General features: G+C 55.8%; 20 protein-coding genes, 1 tRNA gene and 1 pseudogene. 10 read left to right on the forward strand and 12 right to left on the reverse strand.

The genetic code is table 11. The features are described from left to right. Nucleotides 1-86 precede the first annotated feature (86 nt). Nucleotides 87-161, reverse strand: a tRNA-Gln gene (locus DK510_RS12730). Between the two features lie 304 nt (nt 162-465). Here DK510_RS12730 and DK510_RS12735 point away from each other — a divergent pair. Further along, nucleotides 466-1383 (forward strand): haloalkane dehalogenase, encoded by a 918-nt coding sequence (locus DK510_RS12735; RefSeq protein ID WP_109312454.1) that lies wholly within the window; start codon nt 466-468, stop codon nt 1381-1383. A 1-nt stretch (nt 1384) separates the two neighbouring features. Here DK510_RS12735 and DK510_RS12740 read toward each other — a convergent pair whose 3' ends face one another. Then, the gene (locus DK510_RS12740) at nt 1385-1846 is read right to left on the reverse strand and encodes an SH3 domain-containing protein (protein ID WP_234999075.1); all 462 of its coding nucleotides are present in this window, start codon (nt 1844-1846) and stop codon (nt 1385-1387) included. A 198-nt stretch (nt 1847-2044) separates the two neighbouring features. Between DK510_RS12740 and DK510_RS12745 the strand changes: the two genes are divergently transcribed. From DK510_RS12745 to DK510_RS12765, 5 genes are all read left to right on the forward strand, one after another. After that, nucleotides 2045-3031: a D-glycerate dehydrogenase gene (locus tag DK510_RS12745; protein ID WP_058275717.1), complete on the forward strand. Its 987-nt coding sequence runs from the start codon at nt 2045-2047 to the stop codon at nt 3029-3031. A 67-nt stretch (nt 3032-3098) separates the two neighbouring features. Further along, nucleotides 3099-4892 carry a gamma-glutamyltransferase gene (gene ggt / locus DK510_RS12750; RefSeq protein WP_109312413.1) on the forward strand — a complete coding sequence of 598 codons (1794 nt, stop codon included), beginning with the start codon at nt 3099-3101 and terminating at the stop codon, nt 4890-4892. Between the two features lie 24 nt (nt 4893-4916). Next, nucleotides 4917-6323 carry an FAD-binding oxidoreductase gene (locus DK510_RS12755; RefSeq protein WP_109312414.1) on the forward strand — a complete coding sequence of 469 codons (1407 nt, stop codon included), beginning with the start codon at nt 4917-4919 and terminating at the stop codon, nt 6321-6323. 100 nt (nt 6324-6423) lie between these two features. After that, the gene (locus DK510_RS12760) at nt 6424-7746 is read left to right on the forward strand and encodes a hypothetical protein (RefSeq protein WP_109312415.1); all 1323 of its coding nucleotides are present in this window, start codon (nt 6424-6426) and stop codon (nt 7744-7746) included. Nucleotides 7747-7886: 140 nt separating this feature from the next. Continuing rightward, a complete protein-coding gene (locus DK510_RS12765) occupies nt 7887-10394 on the forward strand; it encodes an FAD-dependent oxidoreductase (RefSeq protein WP_109312416.1) in 2508 nt (835 codons plus the stop codon). Nucleotides 10395-10430: 36 nt separating this feature from the next. Here DK510_RS12765 and DK510_RS12770 read toward each other — a convergent pair whose 3' ends face one another. The 3 genes from DK510_RS12770 to DK510_RS12780 all read right to left on the reverse strand — a co-directional run bounded on the left by DK510_RS12770 (nt 10431) and on the right by DK510_RS12780 (nt 12552). Further along, on the reverse strand, nt 10431-10766 hold the full coding sequence (locus DK510_RS12770) for a carboxymuconolactone decarboxylase family protein (RefSeq protein ID WP_058275472.1): 336 nt from the start codon (nt 10764-10766) through the stop codon (nt 10431-10433). 68 nt (nt 10767-10834) lie between these two features. After that, a complete protein-coding gene (locus DK510_RS12775) occupies nt 10835-11488 on the reverse strand; it encodes a DUF938 domain-containing protein (protein ID WP_109312417.1) in 654 nt (217 codons plus the stop codon). After that, on the reverse strand, nt 11485-12552 hold the full coding sequence (locus DK510_RS12780; RefSeq protein ID WP_109312418.1) for an FAD-binding oxidoreductase: 1068 nt from the start codon (nt 12550-12552) through the stop codon (nt 11485-11487). Before DK510_RS12780 ends, DK510_RS12775 begins: the two co-directional genes overlap by 4 nt. Nucleotides 12553-12732: 180 nt before the next feature. Here DK510_RS12780 and DK510_RS12785 point away from each other — a divergent pair, with 180 nt between their 5' ends. After that, nucleotides 12733-13137, forward strand: a complete 405-nt coding sequence (locus DK510_RS12785; protein ID WP_370246295.1) for a hypothetical protein — start codon at nt 12733-12735, stop codon at nt 13135-13137. Between the two features lie 3 nt (nt 13138-13140). Next, entirely contained in the window at nt 13141-14373 is a 1233-nt protein-coding gene (locus tag DK510_RS12790; protein ID WP_109312419.1) for an HlyD family secretion protein, read from the forward strand. 486 nt (nt 14374-14859) lie between these two features. On the opposite strand, the pseudogene DK510_RS23335 reads toward DK510_RS12790, so the two are convergent. Next, nucleotides 14860-15088: pseudogene (locus DK510_RS23335) on the reverse strand (RidA family protein); the annotation flags it as partial. On the opposite strand from DK510_RS23335, the gene DK510_RS22820 reads away from it, so the two are divergent. Next, nucleotides 15035-15244 (forward strand): hypothetical protein, encoded by a 210-nt coding sequence (locus DK510_RS22820; protein ID WP_160116517.1) that lies wholly within the window; start codon nt 15035-15037, stop codon nt 15242-15244. The pseudogene DK510_RS23335 and the gene DK510_RS22820 overlap by 54 nt on opposite strands. 31 nt (nt 15245-15275) lie before the next feature. On the opposite strand, the gene DK510_RS12800 is transcribed toward DK510_RS22820, so the two are convergent. From DK510_RS12800 to DK510_RS12825, 6 genes are all read right to left on the reverse strand, one after another. Next, nucleotides 15276-16292 (reverse strand): D-cysteine desulfhydrase family protein, encoded by a 1017-nt coding sequence (locus tag DK510_RS12800; RefSeq protein ID WP_109312420.1) that lies wholly within the window; start codon nt 16290-16292, stop codon nt 15276-15278. A 16-nt stretch (nt 16293-16308) separates the two neighbouring features. After that, a complete protein-coding gene (locus DK510_RS12805; RefSeq protein ID WP_109312421.1) occupies nt 16309-17037 on the reverse strand; it encodes a TSUP family transporter in 729 nt (242 codons plus the stop codon). Between the two features lie 102 nt (nt 17038-17139). Then, nucleotides 17140-17889: an aspartate/glutamate racemase family protein gene (locus tag DK510_RS12810; RefSeq protein ID WP_234999064.1), complete on the reverse strand. Its 750-nt coding sequence runs from the start codon at nt 17887-17889 to the stop codon at nt 17140-17142. A 22-nt stretch (nt 17890-17911) separates the two neighbouring features. Beyond that, the gene (locus DK510_RS12815; RefSeq protein WP_109312422.1) at nt 17912-19150 is read right to left on the reverse strand and encodes an FAD-binding oxidoreductase; all 1239 of its coding nucleotides are present in this window, start codon (nt 19148-19150) and stop codon (nt 17912-17914) included. Nucleotides 19151-19154: 4 nt separating this feature from the next. Then, the gene (locus DK510_RS12820; protein WP_109312423.1) at nt 19155-21368 is read right to left on the reverse strand and encodes a TRAP transporter fused permease subunit; all 2214 of its coding nucleotides are present in this window, start codon (nt 21366-21368) and stop codon (nt 19155-19157) included. 81 nt (nt 21369-21449) lie between these two features. Beyond that, nucleotides 21450-22457: a TAXI family TRAP transporter solute-binding subunit gene (locus tag DK510_RS12825; protein ID WP_108859489.1), complete on the reverse strand. Its 1008-nt coding sequence runs from the start codon at nt 22455-22457 to the stop codon at nt 21450-21452. A gap of 117 nt (nt 22458-22574) precedes the next feature. Between DK510_RS12825 and DK510_RS12830 the strand changes: the two genes are divergently transcribed. Further along, entirely contained in the window at nt 22575-23555 is a 981-nt protein-coding gene (locus tag DK510_RS12830) for a LysR family transcriptional regulator (protein ID WP_234999066.1), read from the forward strand. Nucleotides 23556-23810: the final 255 nt, after the last annotated feature.

Below are 23810 nucleotides of genomic sequence, written 5' to 3' on the forward strand. Positions count from 1 at the left end.
AGAGTGAGTAGACAAACTTATTGACGTCGATTTGCACGAACCGAGTGAAATTTGCACGCTTATGGTTAATTCGCATCTGGAAAAGGTGGCTGGGGTGGTAGGATTCGAACCTACGGTACACTGTACCAAAAACAGTTGCCTTACCACTTGGCTACACCCCAACGGTGAGGCGCTGTCTACGATTGTTGATCGGTGGGTTCAAGACCTTTCAGACAAAAAAATGAGTGCGGATTGAAAAAAATCTAAAGGCGCTAATCGAAGATCTGAGAGTGGCTTGTTTTCCTGAGAAAGGTGTTCAATCCTGCTGTGATCTGGTCGTTTGCCAGGGCCGCGGAGTTTATGCGGAATGGGTCGCCCATAGAGCCTGATCTTGCGGTGCGGTTTTTGAAATCTAATGTTTCGGAAGGGTTGGATGCGCGCATTGGTGGTAGGGCATTCAGATTGAAAGCTCCGAAAGGGAAGAGAATGAAGTTTCTACGTACTCCAGACACCCGGTTTGACGGGCTCTCAGAATACCCGTTTGCACCGAATTACGCGCAGGTGGATGACACCGAAGGCGGCCAGTTGCGGATGCATTATGTGGACGAAGGGCCAGCCGAGGCCGATCCGGTACTAATGATGCATGGCGAGCCAAGCTGGTCCTACCTTTACCGTCACATGATTGCGGGATTCGTCGCGCAGGGTCATCGCGCGGTTGCGCCAGACCTGATTGGGTTCGGGCGATCCGACAAACCAACTGAACGAAGCGACTACACTTATGAACGCCACGTGGCTTGGATGGGTGAGTGGTTGCGCAGGTTGGACCTGCGCAACATCACTCTGGTTTGCCAGGACTGGGGCGGGCTGATCGGGCTGCGGTTATGGGCAGAGATGCCGCAGAGATTCGCGCGCATAGTGATTGCCAACACGGCGTTGCCGACTGGCGATCAGCCAATGGGCGCAGCGTTTGAGAACTGGCGCAGGTTCAGCCAGGAGGTTCCGGTATTTCCGGCCGGTGGAATTCTGAAAGGCGGAACTGTATCGCCCCTGTCCGAAGACGTTATCGCGGCCTATGACGCGCCTTTTCCAGATGAAAGTTACAAGGCCGGGGCGCGGCAGTTTCCCATGCTGGTGCCAGCGGCGCCTGATGATCCGTCCTCGGGTCCGAACCGGCAGGCTTGGGAGGTGATCCGAGGGCTTCAGACACCTGTCCTCACTGCTTTCGGGGCCGATGATCTGGTCATGGCGGGGATTGATGCGGTGTTCCAGAAACTGTGCCCGGGGGCCGCAGGGCAGCCTCATGTTATCTTGCCGAATGCGGGGCATTTCTTGCAAGAAGACGTTGGTCCGGAACTGGTCAAGCTGACCTGCGATTTCATCGCGCGCACACCCCGATCCGACTAGGTTATTCTCGGATTTCGGCTGGGTCGACGCCCCAAAGGTTCGTTTTCTGTGCCCAGCCGCGATACCCGCCCGCAGAAATCTGGCACCAGTCCAGCGAACAGCTGCCAAGGCGCGCCACTACACCGGTTTCAAATTGGGCGCTGACCGGGGCCTTTGGGGCCGGACTGGTGTAAACGGGCAGTAGTTCCGCATCGACTAACACCGTTCGAACACCGGACAACAGCGCATAGTGCACCCATCCCCCGGCGCCGTCGCGGTCCTGAACCCTGCGCCAGTTTCCGTATTCTGCCGTTATCTGCAGTGGCATGCCGCGCCGTTTGAAAACCCAATCGATTCGGTGAGTCAGTGATGGGCCTCGGCGCACATTGCCCTCGGCGGCTTTCATCGAGACAAACCGTGGAAGGGGCAGGTTGGTAACTTGGCCACGCTTGTCCTGCGCGCTGGCGGGCAGGGTGCCAAGCACGGTTAGGAAAACAGCGAATGCCGCCGAAACAAGGCGTTTTACGGGTAGAAAACCACTCACTTACTGTCTGCTCTTGTGCCTGTTGATCTTGCTTCGAAAAAAGGTCGACTCAATGCCTATGGGGTTCTTGTGCCCCGCCTTATCCTGCGCCACGATGACATGGCGCGCGAAGGTTTGCAAAGCAGTGGGAGTGCAGAGGTGTCAAGAGAACGTCTGAGTGTTGTCGTTACGCGACGGTTGCCCGAGGCGGTTGAAACCCGGTTAAGCGAATTGTTCGATGTGCAGTTGCGCGACGATGACAGCCCGATGACCCGTGAAGAACTGGTGAAGGCCGTGAAAACCGCCGATGTTCTGGTGCCAACCGTGACCGATACGATCGACGGTGGCCTTTTGGGGCAAGCGGGTGAAAACCTGCGCTTGATCGCGAATTACGGGGCAGGGGTCGACAATATCGATGTCTCGACCGCGCGTCAGAGGGGCATTCTGGTGTCGAACACCCCGGGGGTTCTGACCGACGATACCGCTGATATGACCATGGCGTTGATTCTCGCTGTGACCCGCCGAATTCCCGAGGGTCTGTCTGTCATGCAAAAGGGCGATTGGACCGGGTGGGCGCCGAATGCCTTGTTGGGCGGACGTATCGGCGGGCGGCGTTTGGGCGTTCTTGGCATGGGGCGTATCGGCCAGGCCGTGGCCCGCCGTGCCAGCGCATTTGGAATGCAAGTACATTACCACAACCGTCGCAGGCTTCGCCCCGAGATCGAACAAGAGATGGAAGCGACCTATTGGGAAAGCCTCGATCAGATGGTGGCGCGAATGGATGTGATTTCGGTCCATTGCCCGTCGACACCGTCTACCTTCCATTTGATGAATGCACGGCGGCTGAAATTGATGAAGCCGACAGCCGTTATCGTGAATACCTCAAGGGGTGAGGTGATCGACGAAAACGCTCTGACACGTCGGATACGCTCGGGCGAAATCGCCGGCGCGGGCCTGGATGTCTATGAGCATGGGACGGATGTGAACCCAAGGTTGCGACAGTTACCAAACGTTGTTCTGCTGCCCCACATGGGGTCGGCCACGTTAGAGGGGCGGATCGAAATGGGCGAGAAAGTTATTATAAATATCAAGACTTTCGAAGACGGTCACCGCCCGCCGGATCAAGTGGTCCCCGCAATGCTTTGATCAGGTGTTTCCCGCGTTTTGATGCGGGCGGTGCCAATTTACACACGCATATTTTCAGGAGGATACGATGAAACGAAGTCTGATTTCGGGAGTGTTGCTGTCGGCGGTGGTGCTGGCAGGACCATTGACTGCTCAGGAGACGGCGGATGCCGTTGCGCCCGAAGGCGCGTCCGAGGGGCAGGTGCAAGGCCTGACCGAAGAGGTGATCGCTGCGCTTGAGGCCAAGATGGCAGGGCAGCCGGTCACATCTGAAAACTGGATGGTCGCTGCTGCGAATCCATTGGCGGTTGAAGCAGGCGCAAAGGTTTTGCGCGCCGGCGGGTCGGCGGCTGATGCAATGGTCGCCGTTCAGGTTGTGCTGGGGTTGGTCGAACCGCAATCGTCGGGCCTTGGTGGCGGTGCATTTTTGGTTTGGTATGACGCTGCATCGGGCAAGCTGACGACATTGGATGGGCGTGAAACGGCCCCGCTTGAGGCGAACCACAGGCTGTTCCATGACGAAAACGGCGAACCGCTGAAGTTCTTTGATGCAGTTGTCGGCGGATTGTCGGTGGGCACACCCGGGACACCGGCCTTACTGGAAGAGGCACACCGGCGCTGGGGCCGCAGTCCCTGGCCAAGCCTGTTTGCCGATGGCATCGCGTTGGCGGACGACGGTTTTCTGGTATCCCCGCGCCTTGCTGGCCTGGTCGAAAAGGATGCCGAACGCCTGTCGCGCTTTCCTGCAACCGCAGAATATTTCCTGCCCGACAGTAAGCCGCTTGAGCAGGGGCAACGCCTGACCAACCCGGCCTATGCCGAAACTCTGCGTATTTTGGCCAACGAAGGCTCGGCTGGCTTTTATGGTGGTGAAGTTGCCGCTGGCATCGTCAGCACCGTACGCAACGCCGAAGGCAACCCGGGCGTTCTGTCGGGAATTGATCTGGCGCTGTATCAGGTGATCGAGCGTGAACCAGTGTGCGCAACCTATCGCGCCTATGAGGTCTGCGGCATGGGCCCGCCATCGTCAGGCGCGCTGACCGTTGGTCAGATTCTGGGCATGCTGGACGGCTATGATCTGGCTGCAATGGGCCCCGAAGACACCAATGCATGGCGCCTGATCGGTGATGCTTCGCGTCTGGCTTTCGCAGATCGCGGTCGCTACATGGCCGATCATGATTTTGTTCCCATGCCAACGCAGGGGCTTGTGGATCCTGCCTATTTGTCGGATCGCGGTGCACTGCTAAGCGGCGAAGCCGCCCTGACAGAGGTCGCACCGGGTAACCCCGAGTTCGATCATGCGTCGAATTGGGCCGACGATATTTCGATCGAGTTACCCTCAACCTCGCATATCTCGATCGTTGATCAGTACGGAAACGTTCTGTCGATGACGACGACGATTGAGAACGGATTCGGTTCACGGCTGATGACAAACGGGTTTTTGCTAAACAACGAATTGACGGACTTCTCGTTCAAAACGCACAGTGACGGTGTTCCAATTGCCAACCGGTTGGAGCCGGGCAAACGCCCACGTTCGTCGATGAGCCCGACAGTTGTGATGCAGGACGGCGCGCCTGTTCTGGCCATCGGATCGCCGGGCGGTAGCCGTATCATCGGCTATGTTGCCAAGTCGATCATCGCCTGGGCAGATTGGGACATGGATGTGCAGCAAGCTCTTTCACTGCCGCATCTCGTCAATCGTTTTGGCACTTATGATGTCGAAGTGGGAACCGCCGCCGAAGGGTTCTCGGACCCGCTAATCGAGCTGGGTTTTGAAGTGAACCCGCGCGACCTGACATCGGGCCTGCATGCGATTGAGATCGGAGATGTGCTGGTCGGCGGTGCCGATCCACGTCGTGAAGGAATTGCGCTCGGCGAATAGCCCGGCGTTTCAAAGGGGAAGACCATGGTGCAGGCAGTTGCTTTGCCGCGAAATGAAGTGGGGATCGAGGCAGCTGTCGGCATCCTGAAACAAAAGTTTGGTGACCGTTTGCAAACCGGTCAGGCAATCCGCGAACAACATGGTCACACGACCACCTGGATCGAAAACCAATCACCGGATGCCGTGGTTTTTCCCCATTCTACGGAAGAGGTCTCCGAGATCGTAAAAACCTGCGCCACGCACAAGGTACCGGTGATTGCATTTGGTACGGGTACATCGTTGGAGGGTCACGTGAACGCCCCTGCTGGTGGTATCTCGGTTGACCTGACCCAGATGAATAATGTGCTGGCTGTGAACCCGGGTGATCTGGATTGCGTCGTACAGCCGGGTGTGACGCGCGAAGACCTGAATACCCATTTGCGGGATCAGGGCCTGTTCTTTCCGATCGACCCCGGCGCAAATGCCTCGTTGGGTGGAATGGCGGCGACGCGGGCGTCCGGGACCAACGCGGTTCGCTATGGCACGATGAAGGACAATGTCCTTAGTCTTGAGGCGGTCATGCCGGATGGGCAGATCATCCGAACCGGGCACCGGGCCAAGAAATCCTCGGCGGGTTATGACCTGACTCGGTTGCTGATCGGGGCCGAAGGGACGTTGGGCATCATCACCGAACTTACCTTGCGCCTGCAGGGCATCCCCGAGGCGATCGCCTCGGCCCGTTGTTCATTTCCGTCGGTGGATGCGGCCTGTCAGGCTGTCATGATGACGATCCAATATGGTGTTCCGGTGGCGCGGATCGAGCTGCTGGATGAAATGTCGGTCAAGGCCGCTAATGCCTATTCTGGGCTGAGCCTGCCGGAATCGCCATTGCTATTGCTCGAGTTCCACGGATCGGAAAACGGTGCGGTCGAACAGTCCGAAACCTTCAACCAGATCGCGGAAGAGTTCGGTGGCACCGATTTTGCGGCGACCTCAACGACTGAGGAACGCAATAAACTCTGGCAGGCCCGGCATGATATGTACTGGGCTTCCTTGCAACTGCGTCCGGGCGCGCGGGGAATATCCACGGATGTCTGCGTCCCGATCTCGCGTTTGGCAGAGTGCGTCACAGCGACTCAGGACAAAGCGCGTGAGCTAGGGCTTATGGCCCCCGTGGTTGGGCATGTCGGGGATGGCAACTTTCATTCCTTGCTGCTGATCGACATGGAAAACGCGGACGAAGTCAGCAAAGCTGACGAATTCGTCGGTTGGCTGAATGATCTGGCTATTTCGATGGAAGGCACGTGCACGGGCGAACATGGGATCGGACAGGGCAAACGGCCCTACCTGGTCAAAGAGCTTGGACCAGCGGTCACGTATATGACTGCCATCAAAAAGGCACTGGACCCCGATAACATCATGAACCCCGGAAAGATCCTGTCGAACACGTAGAAACGGCGCATCCTTGGGAATTCCGCCTCAGAGCCACAAGGGTGCCCAATTCTGCTGCTATCAATTGCGAAAATGAGCAGCAATTGATTCGAGGTTTTGGATGGGAGCATTGAGGTTTCTTGGCTTTGCACTGATTGTTGCAATGGTCATGGCAGGTCTTGACTATTATCAGCAGGACAAAAAAACCGAAGGTAAATTAACTGCCAGCGGTTATGTGGAAGTGATCAAGCAACGGTTCGCCAGATTTAGCGAACAAAAGAACGCAGAAGAGTTAGAGCGCGAGCGACAGAAGCGTTGGCGCGCCGGCGGCAAATCCTATCTGCCTGAAACAAACAACGAATGGGTGCGTCGGGCTATTGTCAATCGAGATTTTACACTTGATGCACGTGAAGGCGTGTTGCAGGACAATATCAGCGAAGCAGCTCGACCGTTGGCAAAAAAAGTGGCCGTACAAAAAACCGAGCAACTGGCGTCCAAGATGGACCGCAGCAGTTGGGTCTATGAAAACGGTGAACATACGATATGGCTGCAGATGCTGCTCAAGAAAGATGCCAAGTCAAACACGCTAGCAGGCAACATCGCCCAGTCCATTGACGCCATAGACTTCGGCAGAAGCGACTATGTACCGTTCGGTGTCATAGGGGGTGTCGCATACTTCCAGTTCGTGCAAAACGATTACAATGTTCTGACAGTAAGGGATCGGGCGTTCTGGTCGATTATAACGGCCAGCATAACAGATCTGAGAACATCGGCCAATTTTGAGATTTACAAGGCGACACTTGGTTTGGGCCAGGAAATTCAACTGAAGGCCTATTCCGATGCACCAGCTGAGGAAGTCCATTCGTTCTTTAGCAATCTGGACTATGATCGCTTCAACGCTTTGCTGAGCAGGCCTGTGCCGGGAATTGGCAATGCCTCACAAGTAAATCCCGAGACCGAAGTTGAGTTGGCTGTGAAAATGGCGGAGGTTCGGTCGGAATTCATGAAGCTTCGCGGCGAATTGGCGCAACTGAGGCTCGAAAATGTCGACGGGATGGCTCTGATCGCAAACACCATGGCGGCACAGTATGGGCTGGCAGGGGACACGTTTGACCTGACAGCAAATAAGATCGAATCTGCGGATGATTTAGTTCAGGTCGCATATCGCAAGGAGCTTAGCGATCTGCTTGAGGGGCAAATTGAAGAAGCCAATTCGGGTGGCAACGTTTTCGGTCGGCTATTTGCGAGTTTTCAAGGCGGCGAAGTAACTCCCAAATCAGAAGACGCCAACTCTGCTGGTTTTTTGGGGGGGGTTAGGTCGTATTTCCAAAGTACAAGCTCCGCAGAGGCACATGATGTTCGTATCAACAAAGGGTCCGCGGGAGTGGTCAGTAAATGCGCCACAAAAGACGCCTTCAAAAAATGTTCGTTGACGGGCGGCTGACGCATACAGGACAGATGTGAAAAACGTCCTCCAATAGATTGGGGGTCGTTTTCTTTATATCACTGGTCGGATGAATGTCGCGCCGGGGCATTCAAATGCGCCATATGGTGTCAACTGAATTCAAGGGGAGACGCCCGGTAATGAAAACCCAAGTCAAAGCACTGGTTGTTGGCGGCGGTGCCGTCGGCACTTCGATTGCATATCACCTGGCCAAGGCAGGCTGGGACGATGTGATGCTAGTCGAACGGGATGAGCTGACCTCAGGGTCCACATGGCACGCAGCGGGGCTGTTGCCGCTGTTCAACATGTCCTATGCGACGACACACATCCACAAGTACTCGGTCGACTTCTACAAGCAGCTTGAGGAAGAAACCGGTTTGAACGCAGGCTTTGCCGTTGTTGGCAATCTGCGCATGGCACAGACGCAAGAGCGAATGGATGAATACATGCTCTATGCGTCCACGGCCGAAACCTGTGATGTCGCATATGAATGGCTGACCCCGGACCAGATCAAGGAACGCTGGCCGCTGATCGAAACTTCGGACCTGAAGGGTGCGATCTATCACACCGAAGACGGCTACATTAACCCCGCCGATGTAACGCAGGCGATGGCCAAGGGCGCCCGTCAGCGCGGTGTCGACATCGTGCGCAAAATGCAGGCCGATGCCTTCCATTGGAACGGCACTCACTGGGAAGTCACCTGCACCAAAATGGTTGAGAAGGGCGGTAACCTCATCCCGTCGGATGAGCAGGTGGTTATCACCGCCGAGCATGTCGTGACCGCATCGGGCAACCACGCGCAGCGCACGGCCAAGATGCTGGGCATCAAGATGCCCGCGATCCCGGTCGAGCATACCTTTATCGTCATGGACAAAGACCCTGAGCTGGTCAAATGGCGTGAAGCGGGCAACCCCGAACACCCAGTTGTCCGTGATGCCGACAACGAATCTTATGCACGCGAGGAACGCGGCGGATGGATTCTTGGCATCTATGAACATGGCGCGCCGGCGCAGTTCGAACATGGTGTACCGGACAGCTTCCGTGCTGATCTGTTCCCGCTCGATCTCGACCGGATTGCAGACCAGTATATGGCAATGGCCGAGCGCGTGCCGTCCTGTGCCGAATCCGGCTTGAAAGACGATTTCAACGGCCCGATCTGCTACACGCCCGACGGCAACCCGCTGGTTGGTCCGGCTCCGGGTCTGCGCAACATGTGGCTGGCCGAGGGGTTCTCGTTCGGTATCACCGCCGCAGGCGGCACCGGCTATTATCTGGCGCAGATGATGGTCGACGGCGAAGCCGAGATCGACATGGCTTCGCTGGACCCCAAACGTTACTCGTCGAACTGGATGACCACCGAGTTTGCGGCACGCAAGAATGAAGAGTGCTATGAGCACGTCTACATCCTGCACCACCCCGATGAAGAACGTGCTGCATGCCGCCCGCTGCGGACTGTTCCGGCCTACGACCGTCAGAAAGCGCGTGGCGCACAGTTTGGCTGGGTTAACGGCTGGGAGCGCCCGAACTACTTTGGTCCGCTGGATGCACCGGAAAACTTCGACCATGATGCCCGCTCGTTCCGCCGCGGTGGCTGGTGGCAGCATGCCGTTGACGAAGCAAAGGCGATCCGCGAAGGCGTTGGCCTGATCGACGCATCGGCCTTCACAAAGCATGTCGTCAAAGGCCCCGGTGCGACCCAGTTCCTGGATTGGTTCACCTGCAACAAGCTGCCCAAGGTCGGTCGTATCAACCTGACCTACGCGCTGACCTCGCACGGTACCACCCGCACCGAATACACCATCGTCCGTAACGGCGAGAACAACTACTACATCGTCTCTGCTGGTGCCTGGACTGAGTACGACGCCGATTACCTGCGCAAGGCGGCCGACGACAAGATGGAGGAGTTCGGTTACATCGAGATCCAGGACGTGACCACTCAGTGGGGCGTTTTTGCCATCGCCGGACCCAAATCGCGGGACGTTCTGAAAGAGGTCATCAAAGACGCCGATCCGGAAACCGTACTGTCCAACAAGCGCTTCCCATGGCTGTCGGCCCGTCAGATCGAACTGGGCATGTGCCCGGTCAACGCGATCCGCGTGGCCTATACCGGTGAGCTGGGTTGGGAACTTCACCACCCGATTGAGATGCAGAACTACCTGTTCGACCTGCTGGAAAAAGCTGGTGAGAAACACGGTATGAAGCTGGTCGGTGCCCGCGCCCAGAACTGGCTGCGTCAGGAGAAATCCTATCGCGCCTTCGGCACCGAGCTGGGCCGCGACGCGACCCCGCTAGAAGCCGACCTGCCGCGCTTTGTCGACCTGTCCAAAGACTTCTATGGCAAGGCCAAGCTGGAAGAGACTGGCGTACGCGTGAAATGCTGCACCCTGCTGATCGACGGGCCGGAGGATGCCGATCCGTGGGGCCGTGAAGTGCTGTATACGCCGGAAGGTGAACGCGTCGGTCGTCTGACCTCGGGCGGTTATTCGGTGGCCTTCGAGAAATCCATCGGCATGGGCTATGTGAAGCCCGATCTGGCGGTCGAAGGCACCAAGCTGAAGGTCAAGCTTCAGGACAAACTGTGGGATGCGGTTGTCACCTGCGACAGCCCCTATGATCCGAAAAACGAAACCATCCGCAAGGACGGCTGACTAAGCAAAGGTCCCGGAGATCTCCGGGGCCTTTCTTCATACTGATAGCTCGTCAAAGCATTCCAACGCCTTGGCCGCATACATCATCGACGGTCCTCCGCCCATTTGAATGGCCATGGCCAGAACGTCTGACACTTCTTCGCGGCTTGCTCCGGCATTGATCAGAGCTTCGGTGTGTAGCGTTATGCAAGGTTCGCAGCGGGCAGCGATGGACATACCCAAAGCGATCAGCTCTTTGGTTTTGTAGTCCAGCGAACCGCCTTCTTTGACGGTTTTTCCCAGCGCACCGAAGGCACGGGCGGTATCAGGGATTGCAGCGTTGAGGTTGCGCAGATTGTTGCGCGTATCCGAGAGCTTGTCTTGCCAGTTCATTTGTGGGCTTCCTTTAAACATATTACCTTGTGAATATGTTCATGGAATTTGCCTGACTTTGATCTTGATCAGACTGCAGGTCTTTCAGCGATAAATGCCAGGTTGTTTGCTGGCATTTCAACAGCATCGATTAAACTCAGTTGAACTCGACGCAGCAGGTCCAGAATATCGGCGTCATCCTTGTATCCGATGTCCGGGTCTTGTTGGCTCAACGCAGCATGAAAGTTCTGGTCTCCGGTACTGGTCAATCGGCCAGCGCGCATGAATGGCCCATAGAGGATTAGCCGACCGCCCGGGTTCAGCGCCAGCGCGGCCTCGGTCACCAAGGTTTCCATCTCCGACCAACTGATCAGATGCAGCAAGTTGATCAAGAGGATCAGGTCATTTGCCCCGTGAACAATATGCCAACCGGGTTGGACCGCATCGAGTTCTATCGCAGGGGCTATGTTTTCTACGCCTTCGGCATATGCGTCGATTGAAGCGCGTCGTTCAGGTTCAACCTCACTGGGTTGCCAATCCAGACCGGTCAGTCGATTGGCAAAGACCGCGACGTGTTGCCCCGTACCGCTCGCCAATTCCAACGCGCGACCTGACGATGGGCCAAACCGCGCCAACAGATCACAAAGCGCATCGGCATTGCTGCTGGCCGCCGGAGCGACCATCTTTTGCCCATCGGATACCGTCGCGACGCTGGCATTTGCAGGGAGTTTGCGTTTTGTCATCCACGTAGTCTTTCCGGTCTGAGGGCTGAAACGCTGGCCGCGTCCAGTTCGGATCGTGCGCCAATTGCCAAATCCGCCACCAGCTGTGAGGCCGCCGGTGCCGTTTGAAAGCCATAACCGCCTTGCGCAGCCGACCAGATAAACGTGGGATCGGCAGGGTCGGGGCCTAAGACCAGCGTACCATCCGGCGCAAAGCTGCGAAGCCCAGCCCAGTTCGCCTCGACCCTTGTGACCGGTTCGGTCACCATCGCTTCGTACCTCGCCAGTCCTTCGGCTAACACCATGTCGTCCGCATAGGCATCATGGGGAAAGGTCGGATCAGCCTCGCAAGGGGAAACGATCAGCTTTCCGGCATCCGGTTTCGCATACCAGCCTTCGCCAGCGCCCAACATCAAAGGCCAACCGGTCACGCCATGACCGGCAGGGGCGGGAATACGGGCCACAGATCGCCGCCGCGGTTCTATGCCGATCGGTGTAACGCCAGCCATCGTGGCGATCTCATCCACCCACGCGCCTGCGGCATTTACAAGAGCCTTAGCCTCGAAAGGTTCTGCCGCCTCAACAAACCAGTGCCCAACTTTGGTGATGCTCTCGACCTTCTGACGGGTCAGAACCAAGCCGTCGTTGGCCCGGATTACACGTGCGAAATCTTGCATCATCCGGTCGGTATCAATGTCAAATGCAACGCTGCTGGCGGCAGCAAACCCAACAGTCTGTGGGTTCAGTATCGGAACCCGCGAAATGGCCTCGTCAACCGAGATTTCTGACAGACGAAGGTCAGCCTGATCCTGAACAAACTCATCTCGTTGATCATGCCCGGCAATCAGCATCAACCCGCGTGGCGACAGATAGCCGTTCGATCTGAGGTAAGCTTCGCTCGCTGCATTCAGGGTCTTGACGGAAGGTGGTCCATACCCCTTTTCAAACAACGCCGCTGACCGGCCAGAGGTGTGATATCCCAGCGCGTCTTCGCCTTCGAGCACGACGACATGACCATGTTCGGACAAACGCGCGCCCGCGCTTAATCCGGCGATGCCGCCACCGATGACCAGGAAATCGATCATGTTAGAAACTCCGCCCTAGGATCACCCCAAAACGGGTGGATTTGAGATCTGCTTTTATTCATGCGCAAAGCTTCGCATGCGTAACACTAGTGGAAAAGAGGCGTAATTTCCGCAATGTAAACTTGAACCAAAGAGACCGGCCTGTTTTTAGTGCAGCTATCATCGGAATCGGAGAAAGACGTGACACCGGCAGAATTACATCCAATGGCCACGGGGCATATCCCCTCATACGTCACGCAGGCAGATGGCAGCGACTTTTTGCTGACCTTCATGTTTGTTTTTACCGTTTTGGTGATCGTTCTGATCGGAGTTGGCTACTTTACGCTGCACTCCATCCCGGAAAAAATCGCGCATGAATCCAACCACCCTCAGTTTCAGCTTGTGGGGATATTGGCGCTGTTGGCTCTGTTTACCCACAATGGTCTGTTCTGGGTGGCGGCCATTCTTGTAGCCGGGTTCCAGTTCCCGGATGTCGCCGCCCCCTTGCGCGCCATTGCTGACGCGATCCGATCCTTGGGCAATCAAGGCAACGATGTTCCTGCCCCCGCGACCCCATCGCAACCTACCGCGCAGCAGGAGCAGTAAGAGATGCTTGAGACACTGATGTGCGCGCTGGTCACCGTGTTGCCGGATTACCTGTTTCGTCGTTACGTACAGGGCAAACGCATAGGCCATGAAATCACATTGTTCACCATGTGGTATGAACTGCGCTGGGGCCTGACCACCTGCGCCATTCTTGCGCTGACTGTGATCACCACGCTGTTTTACTTCCACCCTGCCAGTAAAACGGCCGCGTCTTATTTCCGCACGGTGACGATCCTACCCCAGCTCGGCGGTCGCGTGTCCGAGGTCTATGTCACTAATAACCAGCAGGTCACTGCCGGTCAGCCGATTTTCCGGATCGAGGATTTCACCCAAACCGCACAGGTCGAGGCCGCGCATGCGCAGATCGCGCAGGTTCAGGCCTCGCTGAAAGTGGCGGAAACCGATCTGGCCGAGGCCGACGCAGGCATCGCAGGCGCGCGCGCTGCATTGGATCAATCGCTTGAGGATTTAGAGCGTAATACCACCCTGCGGGACGAAGGCTCCAGCGCCGTGCGATTGGCCGAAATCGACCGGTTGGAAAACCTTGTTGCCGAGCGTGAAGCGCAGCTGACCGCATCGCGATCCCGCCGTGCCGCCGTGGTGCAGCAGATCGAAGAACTGATCCCGGCCCAACTGGCCAGCGCCAACGCGCAACTTGATGCGGCTCTGACCGAGTTGGACAAAACAGTCGTAAGTGCAGGTGTGACGGGCCGGGTTGAACAATTCGGCCTGCAGGTGGGCGACTATGTCAGTCCTTTGCTGCGGCCTGCGGGCATTCTGGTTCCGTCAAGCTCGGGACATAACCGGTTTCAGGCTGCATTCAACCAGATGGCCGCTCAGGTCATCAAGCCGGGCATGATCGGAGAGCTAGGCTGCATGACCAAGCCCTTCACCGTGATCCCGATGGTTGTGGTTGAGGTGCAGGATGTCATCCCGTCAGGTCAGATACGTCCCACAGATGAGCTGCGCGATGTTCAGACCAACAAGGTGCCCGGCTCGATTTTGGTCTATATGGAGCCGCTGTACAAAGGTATGGCGGACGACATCCCTCCGGGCAGCAATTGCCTGGCCAATGTCTACACCGATAACCATGAACGGCTTGAGCATGAGGATTTGGGATTCTGGCACGCCGCCGCCTTGCATGTGATCGACACGATCGGTGTTGTCCACGCGGCGGGCTTGCGCCTGCGTCTGATCCTGATGCCGGTGAATACGCTGGTGCTGACCGGGCATTGATCTCAACAGGTTCATCTCTTCACGTTCGACGAGATGAACCTGCGATCCAAAGGGCCGGCCTGATCGTGATAGGTGGTGAAATGTCGTTGCCTGCCGTTCCTGTCTGACGAGGTATGTGAATGGCATGGTTGTGCAACAAAACCGCCATCCGCTCTTGTTTAATGCGGCGGTGTACAATCTTGTCGCATTAGCAAAAGCGTTGTTTTGACAACGCAGCCGATCTCCCCAGACCGGTCGTTTGATCGTGCCGATCCAAATTGATTTCAAACCGAGGCTTCGCTGCGACAAAGCTCAACAATCGGTACGCTGACAAAACTTCCGCTCCTAGATTTGAATGCAATGGCCGCTCTCGCAAACCGAAAGCAGAACATTTGTATTCGCCGATCGAGCGGGAACCAGACATTCGTAGTGGAGACAACACCGGGACGAAAAAATCGCTGATCGCATCAGCGCATTCGGTGGTGATTCAGTCATAGGTAGCCGTCTAATCACGTCAACTTTTGGACCACCACGTGCAAGCTTGGACTCTCCACAGTCCCATGTTGGAGCGTCGCCCTCTGGTACCCATGCGTCCCATACGAAGTTCACCTCAGTATTTCTCGCGTCTGTTCTGCCACTGTAGGTGCGCCGACGTTTGGCCGCATAGATAGGCCACACCATTGTGTTTGATGATTCTGCTCATGCGCTGGCCGGTTTCAATGCGAGTGGTGGTCATGTCTTGGATCTTCTCTTTGTTGAAATTTGCTGTGATGCTGGCTGGTCTGGTTACGCGAAGCCTGAAAATGGTCTTTCGAGTTTTATTAGCGACACAGATGGCTCATCGCTGGGGTTTCAGGAGTTTCGTTTGGGTACCAAAGATGGAGGCAAGTAAGTTTCTGAAACGTATGAGGACTGCGAACGCTTCAAGTTGGGTTGTGGATCAATTCACTTTGATATCCAAAGAGTGCGGGCAATCCACCCGTGTGTAACAATACGATTTTTTCGCCTGATTTGATTTTCCCACTTTCGACCAAGTTCAGCAAACCAGAGAACGTTTTCGCAGAATAAACAGGGTCGAGGAAAATCCCTTCCGTCCGGGCCATCTTTTCCAATGCAGCGCTCGTTATTGCATTCACTTTGCCATAACCCGGCGGCAAGGCTTCGTCAAAGACACTAATCTTGTCCTGTAGAAGTCTTGCGTCGATATCCAGCAAGTCCGCAAGTTTCTGCAGAACGACCTTCATTCGGGCCTGCTGCTTATCACGATCTCTGCGCACGCAAATCCCAAACACCGAGGCAGTGCTTTCTTCTAACGCCAGACCGGTCAGCAGTCCGCCATGTGTGGCACCGCTACCCGAGGGGACGACGACCGCGTCGAAATCCGGCATCTGCTGATACAATTCCTGTCCGGCCACGACGTAGCCCAAGGCACCCAAGGGCGGATGGCCCAGCCCCAGATTAATAACGTACGGTTTGTGACCTTTGGCTTTCAATTCAACTGCGCGCGCATGCAGCGCTGCGTCGGCTCCCGCTTCGTCTTCACCTTCCGGGTAGCCCAAATGCTCGGCACCAAGGATTTGTGCCAGCAGCACATTCCCGGACGAATAGTACTCCGCCCCCATGTCAGGGACACGCTCTTCCAACTGAAGCACGGATTGCATGCCTAGTTTGGCTGCGGCAGCGGCCGCAGATCGAACGAAATTGGATTGAACGGCGCCGGTGATCAGAATGGTATCAGCACCTTGCTGACGCGCATCTCCGAGATAAAATTCAAGCTGCCGTGTTTTGTTGCCACCAAAACTAAGGCCAGTCAGATCATCACGTTTCAGCCAAAGGTCGATATCCATTTCTGCCGACAAGTTGTCCAAACGCTCCAAAGGGGTTGGACCCGACATAAGTTTGGCACGTGGAAACCTGTGCAGATTGTTGTTTCGTGTCATCTTGTGACCTTTAAGGTTAAGCCATTGAAAAAGCCCGATGGAACAGAACGCAGCAGGCAATCAAGGATACCACGCGGATCACTGCGATGACGATCGGCTGTGGTAAGTAAGGGCCTGCTGCACGACCAATGATGCTGCCGATCAGAGTAATCGCAACGAACCCTATTAACTGCGGTTCATATGAGATTTCTTGGGCTTCGGACAAATTGTGCAACAAGAAAGCTATGCCATATGCCACCAGCGCTATGGGTTGAACCAACTTTGCCACCTCTTTGGCGGAACGACCCTTTGCTATCAAACCGAACACCATAAGAGGGCCCGGTGTCGCCGCCCAAACAGTTGCAAGCCCAGACAGTCCTGTAACGACTGAAAATCCAGCGTTGCCAATGGATCCCCGCAAGGGGAGCAAGGTCGTAATCAACCCGATCAGCAATAGACACGCCGTCAGGGCAAGAACAAATGCTTCGCTAAAAAAGGGATACACAACAAGGCCGGCGGCAACTCCGACACAGCAACCAATGACCGCGGTCCGGATTAGTTGATGGTTGTTTTTCAGAACATGCCGGTCTGTCGCTACCACTGATCCAAACGTGTTCAGCAAAAGCAAAACGGGAACCGCTGTCGACGTGCCAAGCAAAATCATCATGGGCGGTCCCGCGATGATGCTGAACCCGATACCAACTCCGACTTGCAGCATTGCACCAAGGCAGATGGCAATCATCAGGATGGACAGGTCAACGGACACTCACAACTCCTATGAACCAAAGCAATGTCGCAAGGCCTCAGATATCCTGAGTTCCCGGCCAGGGTCCATTCTATTTCTCTTTCATTGACTGTTTTGGCACGGTCAGCGCTGCCACGGCATCAGCCCCGAATATGGCGCCCGAGTCGTTACAGCGTGCGCCATATGCGCCAGTGTGACCAGGTCAAAGACAGGAAGCTGCAGTTCTTCCTGAAGCCGCGATGCGTAAGGCGGCAGATCCGTGCATTCCAAAACCAACGACCGAATGTCCGGAGCTTCAAGAACCAGAGTACGGGCCGCATCCCTGACCTCGGTCTCGATCAGGTCCGTGTCCATCCGGGTCCGCGTGTTCCGCAGGATCACTTCGGCGAATTCTGTGGTATCCTCCAATCCCTTCACGGCCACAGGAACACCTGATGCACCGACACATTCGAAATGCCGATGCGTCAATGCGGATGCATCCGCGGTTAGCACGCCCACTGGCGCGTTGGCACCGGTCATTTGAAAGGCCAGCGGCACCTGGATCAGGCTGGAGGCAAAGACAGGAACTGAAACCGCAGCTGCCAATTCTTTTTGAAACAAGGCTAGAAAGCCGCAACTGCCTGTGATGGCTCGAACGCCTTCAGCCTCAAGCCGCTTGGCGCCTTCGATGAACGGTGCCAGTAACTCGGGCGAAGGGTTGTTCAGCAAGGTCGGGACCGTCACACCGTCGATCATCTCATACAGAACCGGAAATGGCAGGCTGGAAGGGTTTTTGATATGGCCCGGTGGTTTTGGAAAATAGCTTTCAAGGCACAGAACACCAATTGACGCCCCGCAGATGTTCTGACCACCGTTGTATATTGGCATAATCATCGGATCCTTCTGATTTGAAACTTTAGAACCGGGCCAGAGAAAACGGGGCCAGATCGATGTTTGGGCTGCGACCAGACACAAGATCGGCCACAAGCTCGCCGGTCTTTGGGGCCATCATCAGCCCATAATGAGAATGCCCGAACGCGGTATAGAGCCCTTCCCGCCCGTTAACTGGTCCGATCGCCGGCAAACTGTCCGGAAAGGACGGACGTCGACCCATCCAAAATTGTGCCTCGCCTGCATCGAGGCCTGGCATCATGGCCTTGGCTTGTTCGGTCAGGATTTTTTTCTTGCGTGGATCAGCGGGCGCGTCGACGCTACCAAATTCAGCCGTGCCAGCGACTCTCAGACCGTCCTGCATTGAACTTGCAACCACCTTTGCGTCTACATCCATGACCGAATTGGTTAATTGGGCCAGGGGCTTAGGGAATTCGACATGGTAGCCCCGTTCGGCCACAAGCGGCACAGGCATCCCCAATGGTTTCAGCAGGTCGGCGGACCACACACCGGCCGCGAGGATGATGCTGGCGGCACGCATCGTGCCCTGCGAGGTTGTAATCTGCCAACCATCACCTTCAGCCGGTGTCAGTTTGGTGACTTCGGTTTGTACTATTTCGGCGCCTTGCGAGCGCGCTTTTTCAGCCAGAACTGCCCCCACACGTCCTGGTGAGGTTACGCGTGCCTGACCTTTGATCACGATTGCGGCTTTGAATTCCTCTGACAGTGCGGGTTCCAAGTGGCGCAACTCGGCACCATCGATCAGCTCCAGATCGCCTCCTTTCTCCTGGCGGATCAGATATCCAAGCCCATTCAGATCAGCCTGCTTCCGATGGCGAAATGCGTGAATATAGTAGCTGTCGGTGATCAGATTTTCGTGTCCGGTGCCCTTAAGATGACGACGATACAGGTCGATAGAAGGGCGGCACAAAAGCTCCATCGCGTCCGAGATTTCACGCACTGACCTTTCGCCGGAGTTTCCCAAAAACCGCAGGCCCCAGGGGATCATTTTTGGCCAGTAACTGGTTCTGACCGAAAGTGCGCTTTTAGGGTCCAGTAGCATCTGCGGCAGTGATTTCCATATGCCCGGCATCGCTTGCGGAATGATTGACCACGGCGACACTACACCTGCATTCCCGAAAGAGGTTTCCTGCCCCGGTAGACCGCGGTCAATCAGCCGAACAGAAATGCCGCGCTCTTGTAGCGACAAAGCGCAACAAATGCCGACGATCCCTGCGCCGATAATGGTCACTTGTTCTGTCATGGTTTCACGCCGGTGAGTTACTGCGGTTGCGGGCGATCAGTTGAGTGACGATGACAGGTGATGCCACGGCCAGCGCGATCAGATCAGCAGTCAGGCTGGGCGCGACAAAGATAATCCCAGCGATGGCCAACAGAATGCGCGATGCGATATTCAGCGGACTCAACCAATACCCAACCACAGCCGCCGACAGGGCAATAACCCCGGCGATGCAACTGGTCGCGGTATAGGTGAATTCCCATAGGTTGAACCCGGTTGACGACACGAACAGAAGGACCGGCGCATAGACAAAGGCCATGGGCGCAATCACTTTGCCCAATCCAAGGGTGAAAGCAGAAAGACCAGTTCGGAACGGGTTTGAGTTCGCAATGGCAGCCGCGGCATAGGCTGAAGTACAGACCGGTGGTGTAATCTCGGACACCACACCATAGTAGAGCACGAAAAGGTGGCTGGCGATGGGTGGAACACCCAGTTGCGCCAGCGCAGGCTGCGCCACTGACACCAGCATGATATACAGCGCGGTGGTCGGAATGCCCGCGCCCATCAGGATACAGACGACGGCGATGAACACCAATGAGATGAACAATTGTAAGTCTTCCATCGCAAAGAACTGGAAGCTGCCGAACGAGATCATGTTGTACAGATCCGATGCCAGGTTGCCTGCGCCCTGTGTAACCATGAAACCGATGCGGAACCCGATGCCAGTGGTGTTGATCACGCCTACCACGATACCGACCGCAGCAGCGGCGGCGCCCACGGCTAGCGAGTATTTCACACCCAATTCTACCGCCTGTAGCATCTCGGGCACTTCGATGCGTTTCTGAGGGTTCATAGTTGCGACCACCGTCAATCCGCTCAGGATTGTTGTCATGGTCAGGTCAAAGCCGCCGTCTGAGAACTTCCACAGTACAAAACTGAGGAACGCTGCCGCATAGATCAGCGTCGGAGGCTGCCTCAAGCGCGACATGCCAGCGATTACTGCAAGTGATATGCCGCAGAAGGCCGACATGAAGGGCGTGTAACCCGTGAACAGAACCACTAGCAGGCCGATCAGGGGCACTATGTTGGCCCAGCCTTCGGCCCAGACGGCTTTGAGCTGCGGCAGTTGCTCTTTGGTCAGACCTTTGAGATTCAGCTTGCGTGCCATCAGGTGCACGACAGCAAAGACGCCAACATAGTGCAGAAGCGCAGGAAATATCGCAGCAATAACGATGGTGGTGTAGGGAACCTCGAGAAACTCTGCCATGATAAAGGCCGCGGCACCCATGATCGGCGGAGTGATCTGACCACCGGCCGAGGAAGCGGCTTCGACCCCGCCCGCAAAATGGCCGGGGTATCCAAGGCGCTTCATGTTGGGAATTGTCAGCGCGCCGGTTGATACGGTGTTGGCCACCGAAGAACCCGAGATCGTGCCGAAGAAGGCCGAGGATACCACCGACACTTTTGCCGGACCGCCGGTATAGCGGCCCGCCAAAATGGTGGCGTTATCGATGAAAAGTTGCCCTAACCCGGTGCGTTGCGCGATCACGCCAAACAGCACAAAGTGGAAAACGATTGTCGAGACGACCCACAACGTGACGCCGTAGATACCCTCCTGCGGAAAGTACATCGACGAAACGAAGGTTTTGAAGTTCACGCCAGGATGCTGCAACAATCCGGGGAAATACGGCCCAAGCAAAGCGTATGAGATAAATACGCAGATGATCAGCGGCAGCACCCAACCAAGCGTGCGGCGTGCGATATCCAGCACCAGCAGGATGATAATCACACCCAAAATCACGTCATAACTGTTGGGGTTACCCATACGGAAGGTCTGTTCCTCAATCCCAAGAAACGGAATGCCGCGCCAGGCGACGCCCACGTACAGCGCCGCGATGATCCCAAGGGCCATGAAGACCAGATCGTAAAGAGGGATGTTGCCGATCCGGAACCTGCTGACCTTTAGCGCGTAAAGGCTTTTGGCCCCGATAATCGGGATTGTCGCGTAGACCAGAATGAACAGTAGAGCCAGATAGATGCCCATGTGCCAGTGATCGGCCGGCAGGCCAAAACCGGCCGTGAAGAATTCGTAAAACGCAAAGATCAGGGCTACAACGCGCAGGACCTTGCCAGTTGTCGGCGTAACCTGCCGGACAGCGGCACCCTCGTCGAACTGTTCTTCGATAGCCGCTAATTCTTCAGCTGTGAGTTCGTGGTCATCAAGATTTTTAGTCGTGGACATGATGGCCCCCTGATTTCGCGCATTTCGGGTGTGCGGTGCCCCGACTAGGGGCACCGGACGATAATTTGGGATGAGATCGGGTTACTGAAGAAGCCCGGCTTCTTTGTAGAACTTCTCAGCACCCGGATGCAGCGGAACGCCCAGTGCTTCGACACCATCCAGAGCGGTATCAGGGGTGATCTGCTTGCCCTTAGCATGACCGTTATCCAGCAGCTTGCGGGTGTTGTCGTTCCACATCGCCTTGGTCAGCTCATAGACCAGGTCGTCAGACAGGTCCGACGACACAACCAGCATCGCGCTGACCGCAGGGGTCTTGGTTTCGCCGTCGATGCCTTCATACACGCCACCTGGAATGGCTGAGGGGATATAGGCCGGAATGATCTCGTTGATCTTGCCCAGATCTTCGTCCGAGAAGGAATGTAGGTTCATACCTTTGGTCGAAGACAGCTGCACCATCGCAGCAACCGGCCAGCCTGCGGCATAGAAATAGGCGTCAAGCTGACCATCGGCCAGACGCTCGGCGCTCTGACTATTGTTCAGCTCGGCCTCATCCATGTTGTCACGGTTGACGCCCCAAGCATCCAGCATCTGCAAAACGGCAACCTGCGTGCCGGAACCAGCCTGCGCAATACCAACGCGCTTGCCTTCCAGATCACTCAGATCGTTAATCGTCGTGCCGGCCGGAAGCACCAGGTGCAGGTCTTCGGGGAACAGATTGGCGACGATGCGCAGTTTGGGATGAGGTTTGCCTTCGAACTTACCTTCACCCAGATACATCGAACGGGTGACGTCGGCTGCAGCCAGCCCGGCCTCAAGTTCTCCGTTCTGCACGGCGGCATTGTTGAAAACCGAAGCGGTGGTGGATTGCGCGATCGCGATCAGGCCCGGAACACCGCACTGACCGCCTTCTTCGCACGGGCGCGATCCCGGAGGGGCGGAGATTCCGTTTGCGATGGTGCCACCGATGGGGAAATAGGTTCCGCCAGCGCCACCAGTGCCAATACGGAAGAACGTTGGGTCCTGCGCCAGCGCGGGGGCTGCCAGCGCGCCCGCCAATGCAAGACCAGTCAAGCATTTCACAAATTTCATTATCATCTCCCTTGTTGGAATTTCGGCTTTGGTTTTCCCAAACTTCGATCCCGCAAGCGTAGAGACAAACTGCATAAATACAAATTTGTTATATTTCACTAAACTAAAGTTTTGTTTATGTTTAAGAATATGAACCTAACTCAGCTAACCGTATTTCGTGAGGTGATGGAGACCGGCTCCATCTCTCAAACCGCCAAGAAACTAAATCGCACGCAGCCTGCGATTAGCCTAGCATTGAAAAACCTTGAAAAGACATTGGGCCTGACGCTGTTCGAACGTAAGGGAAGACGATTGGTGCCAGTCCCTGAGGCGCACTATCTCTTAGCCGAAACTACGGGTATTTTGGACCGCTTGGCGACAATCTCCAGCACGATGGAAGGGCTCATCAAAGGGCATGCCGGAAGCTTGAATATTGCAACGATGCCGGGTCCATCTGCCTTTTTGTTCCCACGTTTCATAAGCCAATCAGTTGGTGAAAACCCCGATATTCGCATCACGCTTTCGACACGCAGCTCACCGCAGATTATGGAGCTTGCCGGGACGCAAAATATCGACTTCGGCTTTGCTGACTTCGAGCATTCAGCCGGCAAAGAACCCCAGTATTCCGCTGAACTTATCCGGGCTGATTGCTTCTGTGCCATTGATTGTGAGCATCCTCTTGCGTCGCGCAAGGTCCTGACACTATCGGATCTTGACAGAACGCCAATAGGAGGCCTGCATCCTTCACACCCGTTCCAACGGAAAGTCCGGCAGGAGTTCGAGAACGTTGCCGCTGAGTACAATCAAACTGTTACCTGCCAGTATTTTCTACCTCTTATCCCCTTTGTCAGTTCGGGGCAGTGTTGCAGCATCGTTGATCCGCTGACAGTTGCGACCGAACGAGAGCTTGATCTTTCGAACGGAAAAGTCGTGTTTTTACCCTTCGAGAAACCACTCAGATATGAATATGCCATTCTTGAACCAGACCACCGGCCACCGTCTCAATTGGCTATACAGATTAAAGCGGGTTGGAAGGGAGAAGTGTTTAAGATGTTGGATGACGTGAAGGCGAACCCTCGCGCAATCTGGATTAATGAAGCGGGGGCCGAACAAAATTGATCTTCGTTTACATTACGAACTGAAAACCAATGTTGGTGATTGGCTGCTGTGTGACCGAAAGCCGACAGTCATGTATGTTGCAGCATTCGTAACTATGCGCTCATTGTAGTTATTCGGCAGCGCAAAGATGGCACTCTATTTTATAGTATCATGCCGTTGTTCGTGGCCCCATCCTGCCGGTCTTGCTTTGTGCAACGTGTTAGGAACAGGAATGCCGGCCGCGCGGAGAAAGTGAGATATCGGGATCTGATGGAA

It is taken from the genome of Ruegeria sp. AU67, assembly GCF_900312795.1.
Classification (GTDB): Bacteria; Pseudomonadota; Alphaproteobacteria; order Rhodobacterales; family Rhodobacteraceae; genus Ruegeria; species Ruegeria atlantica.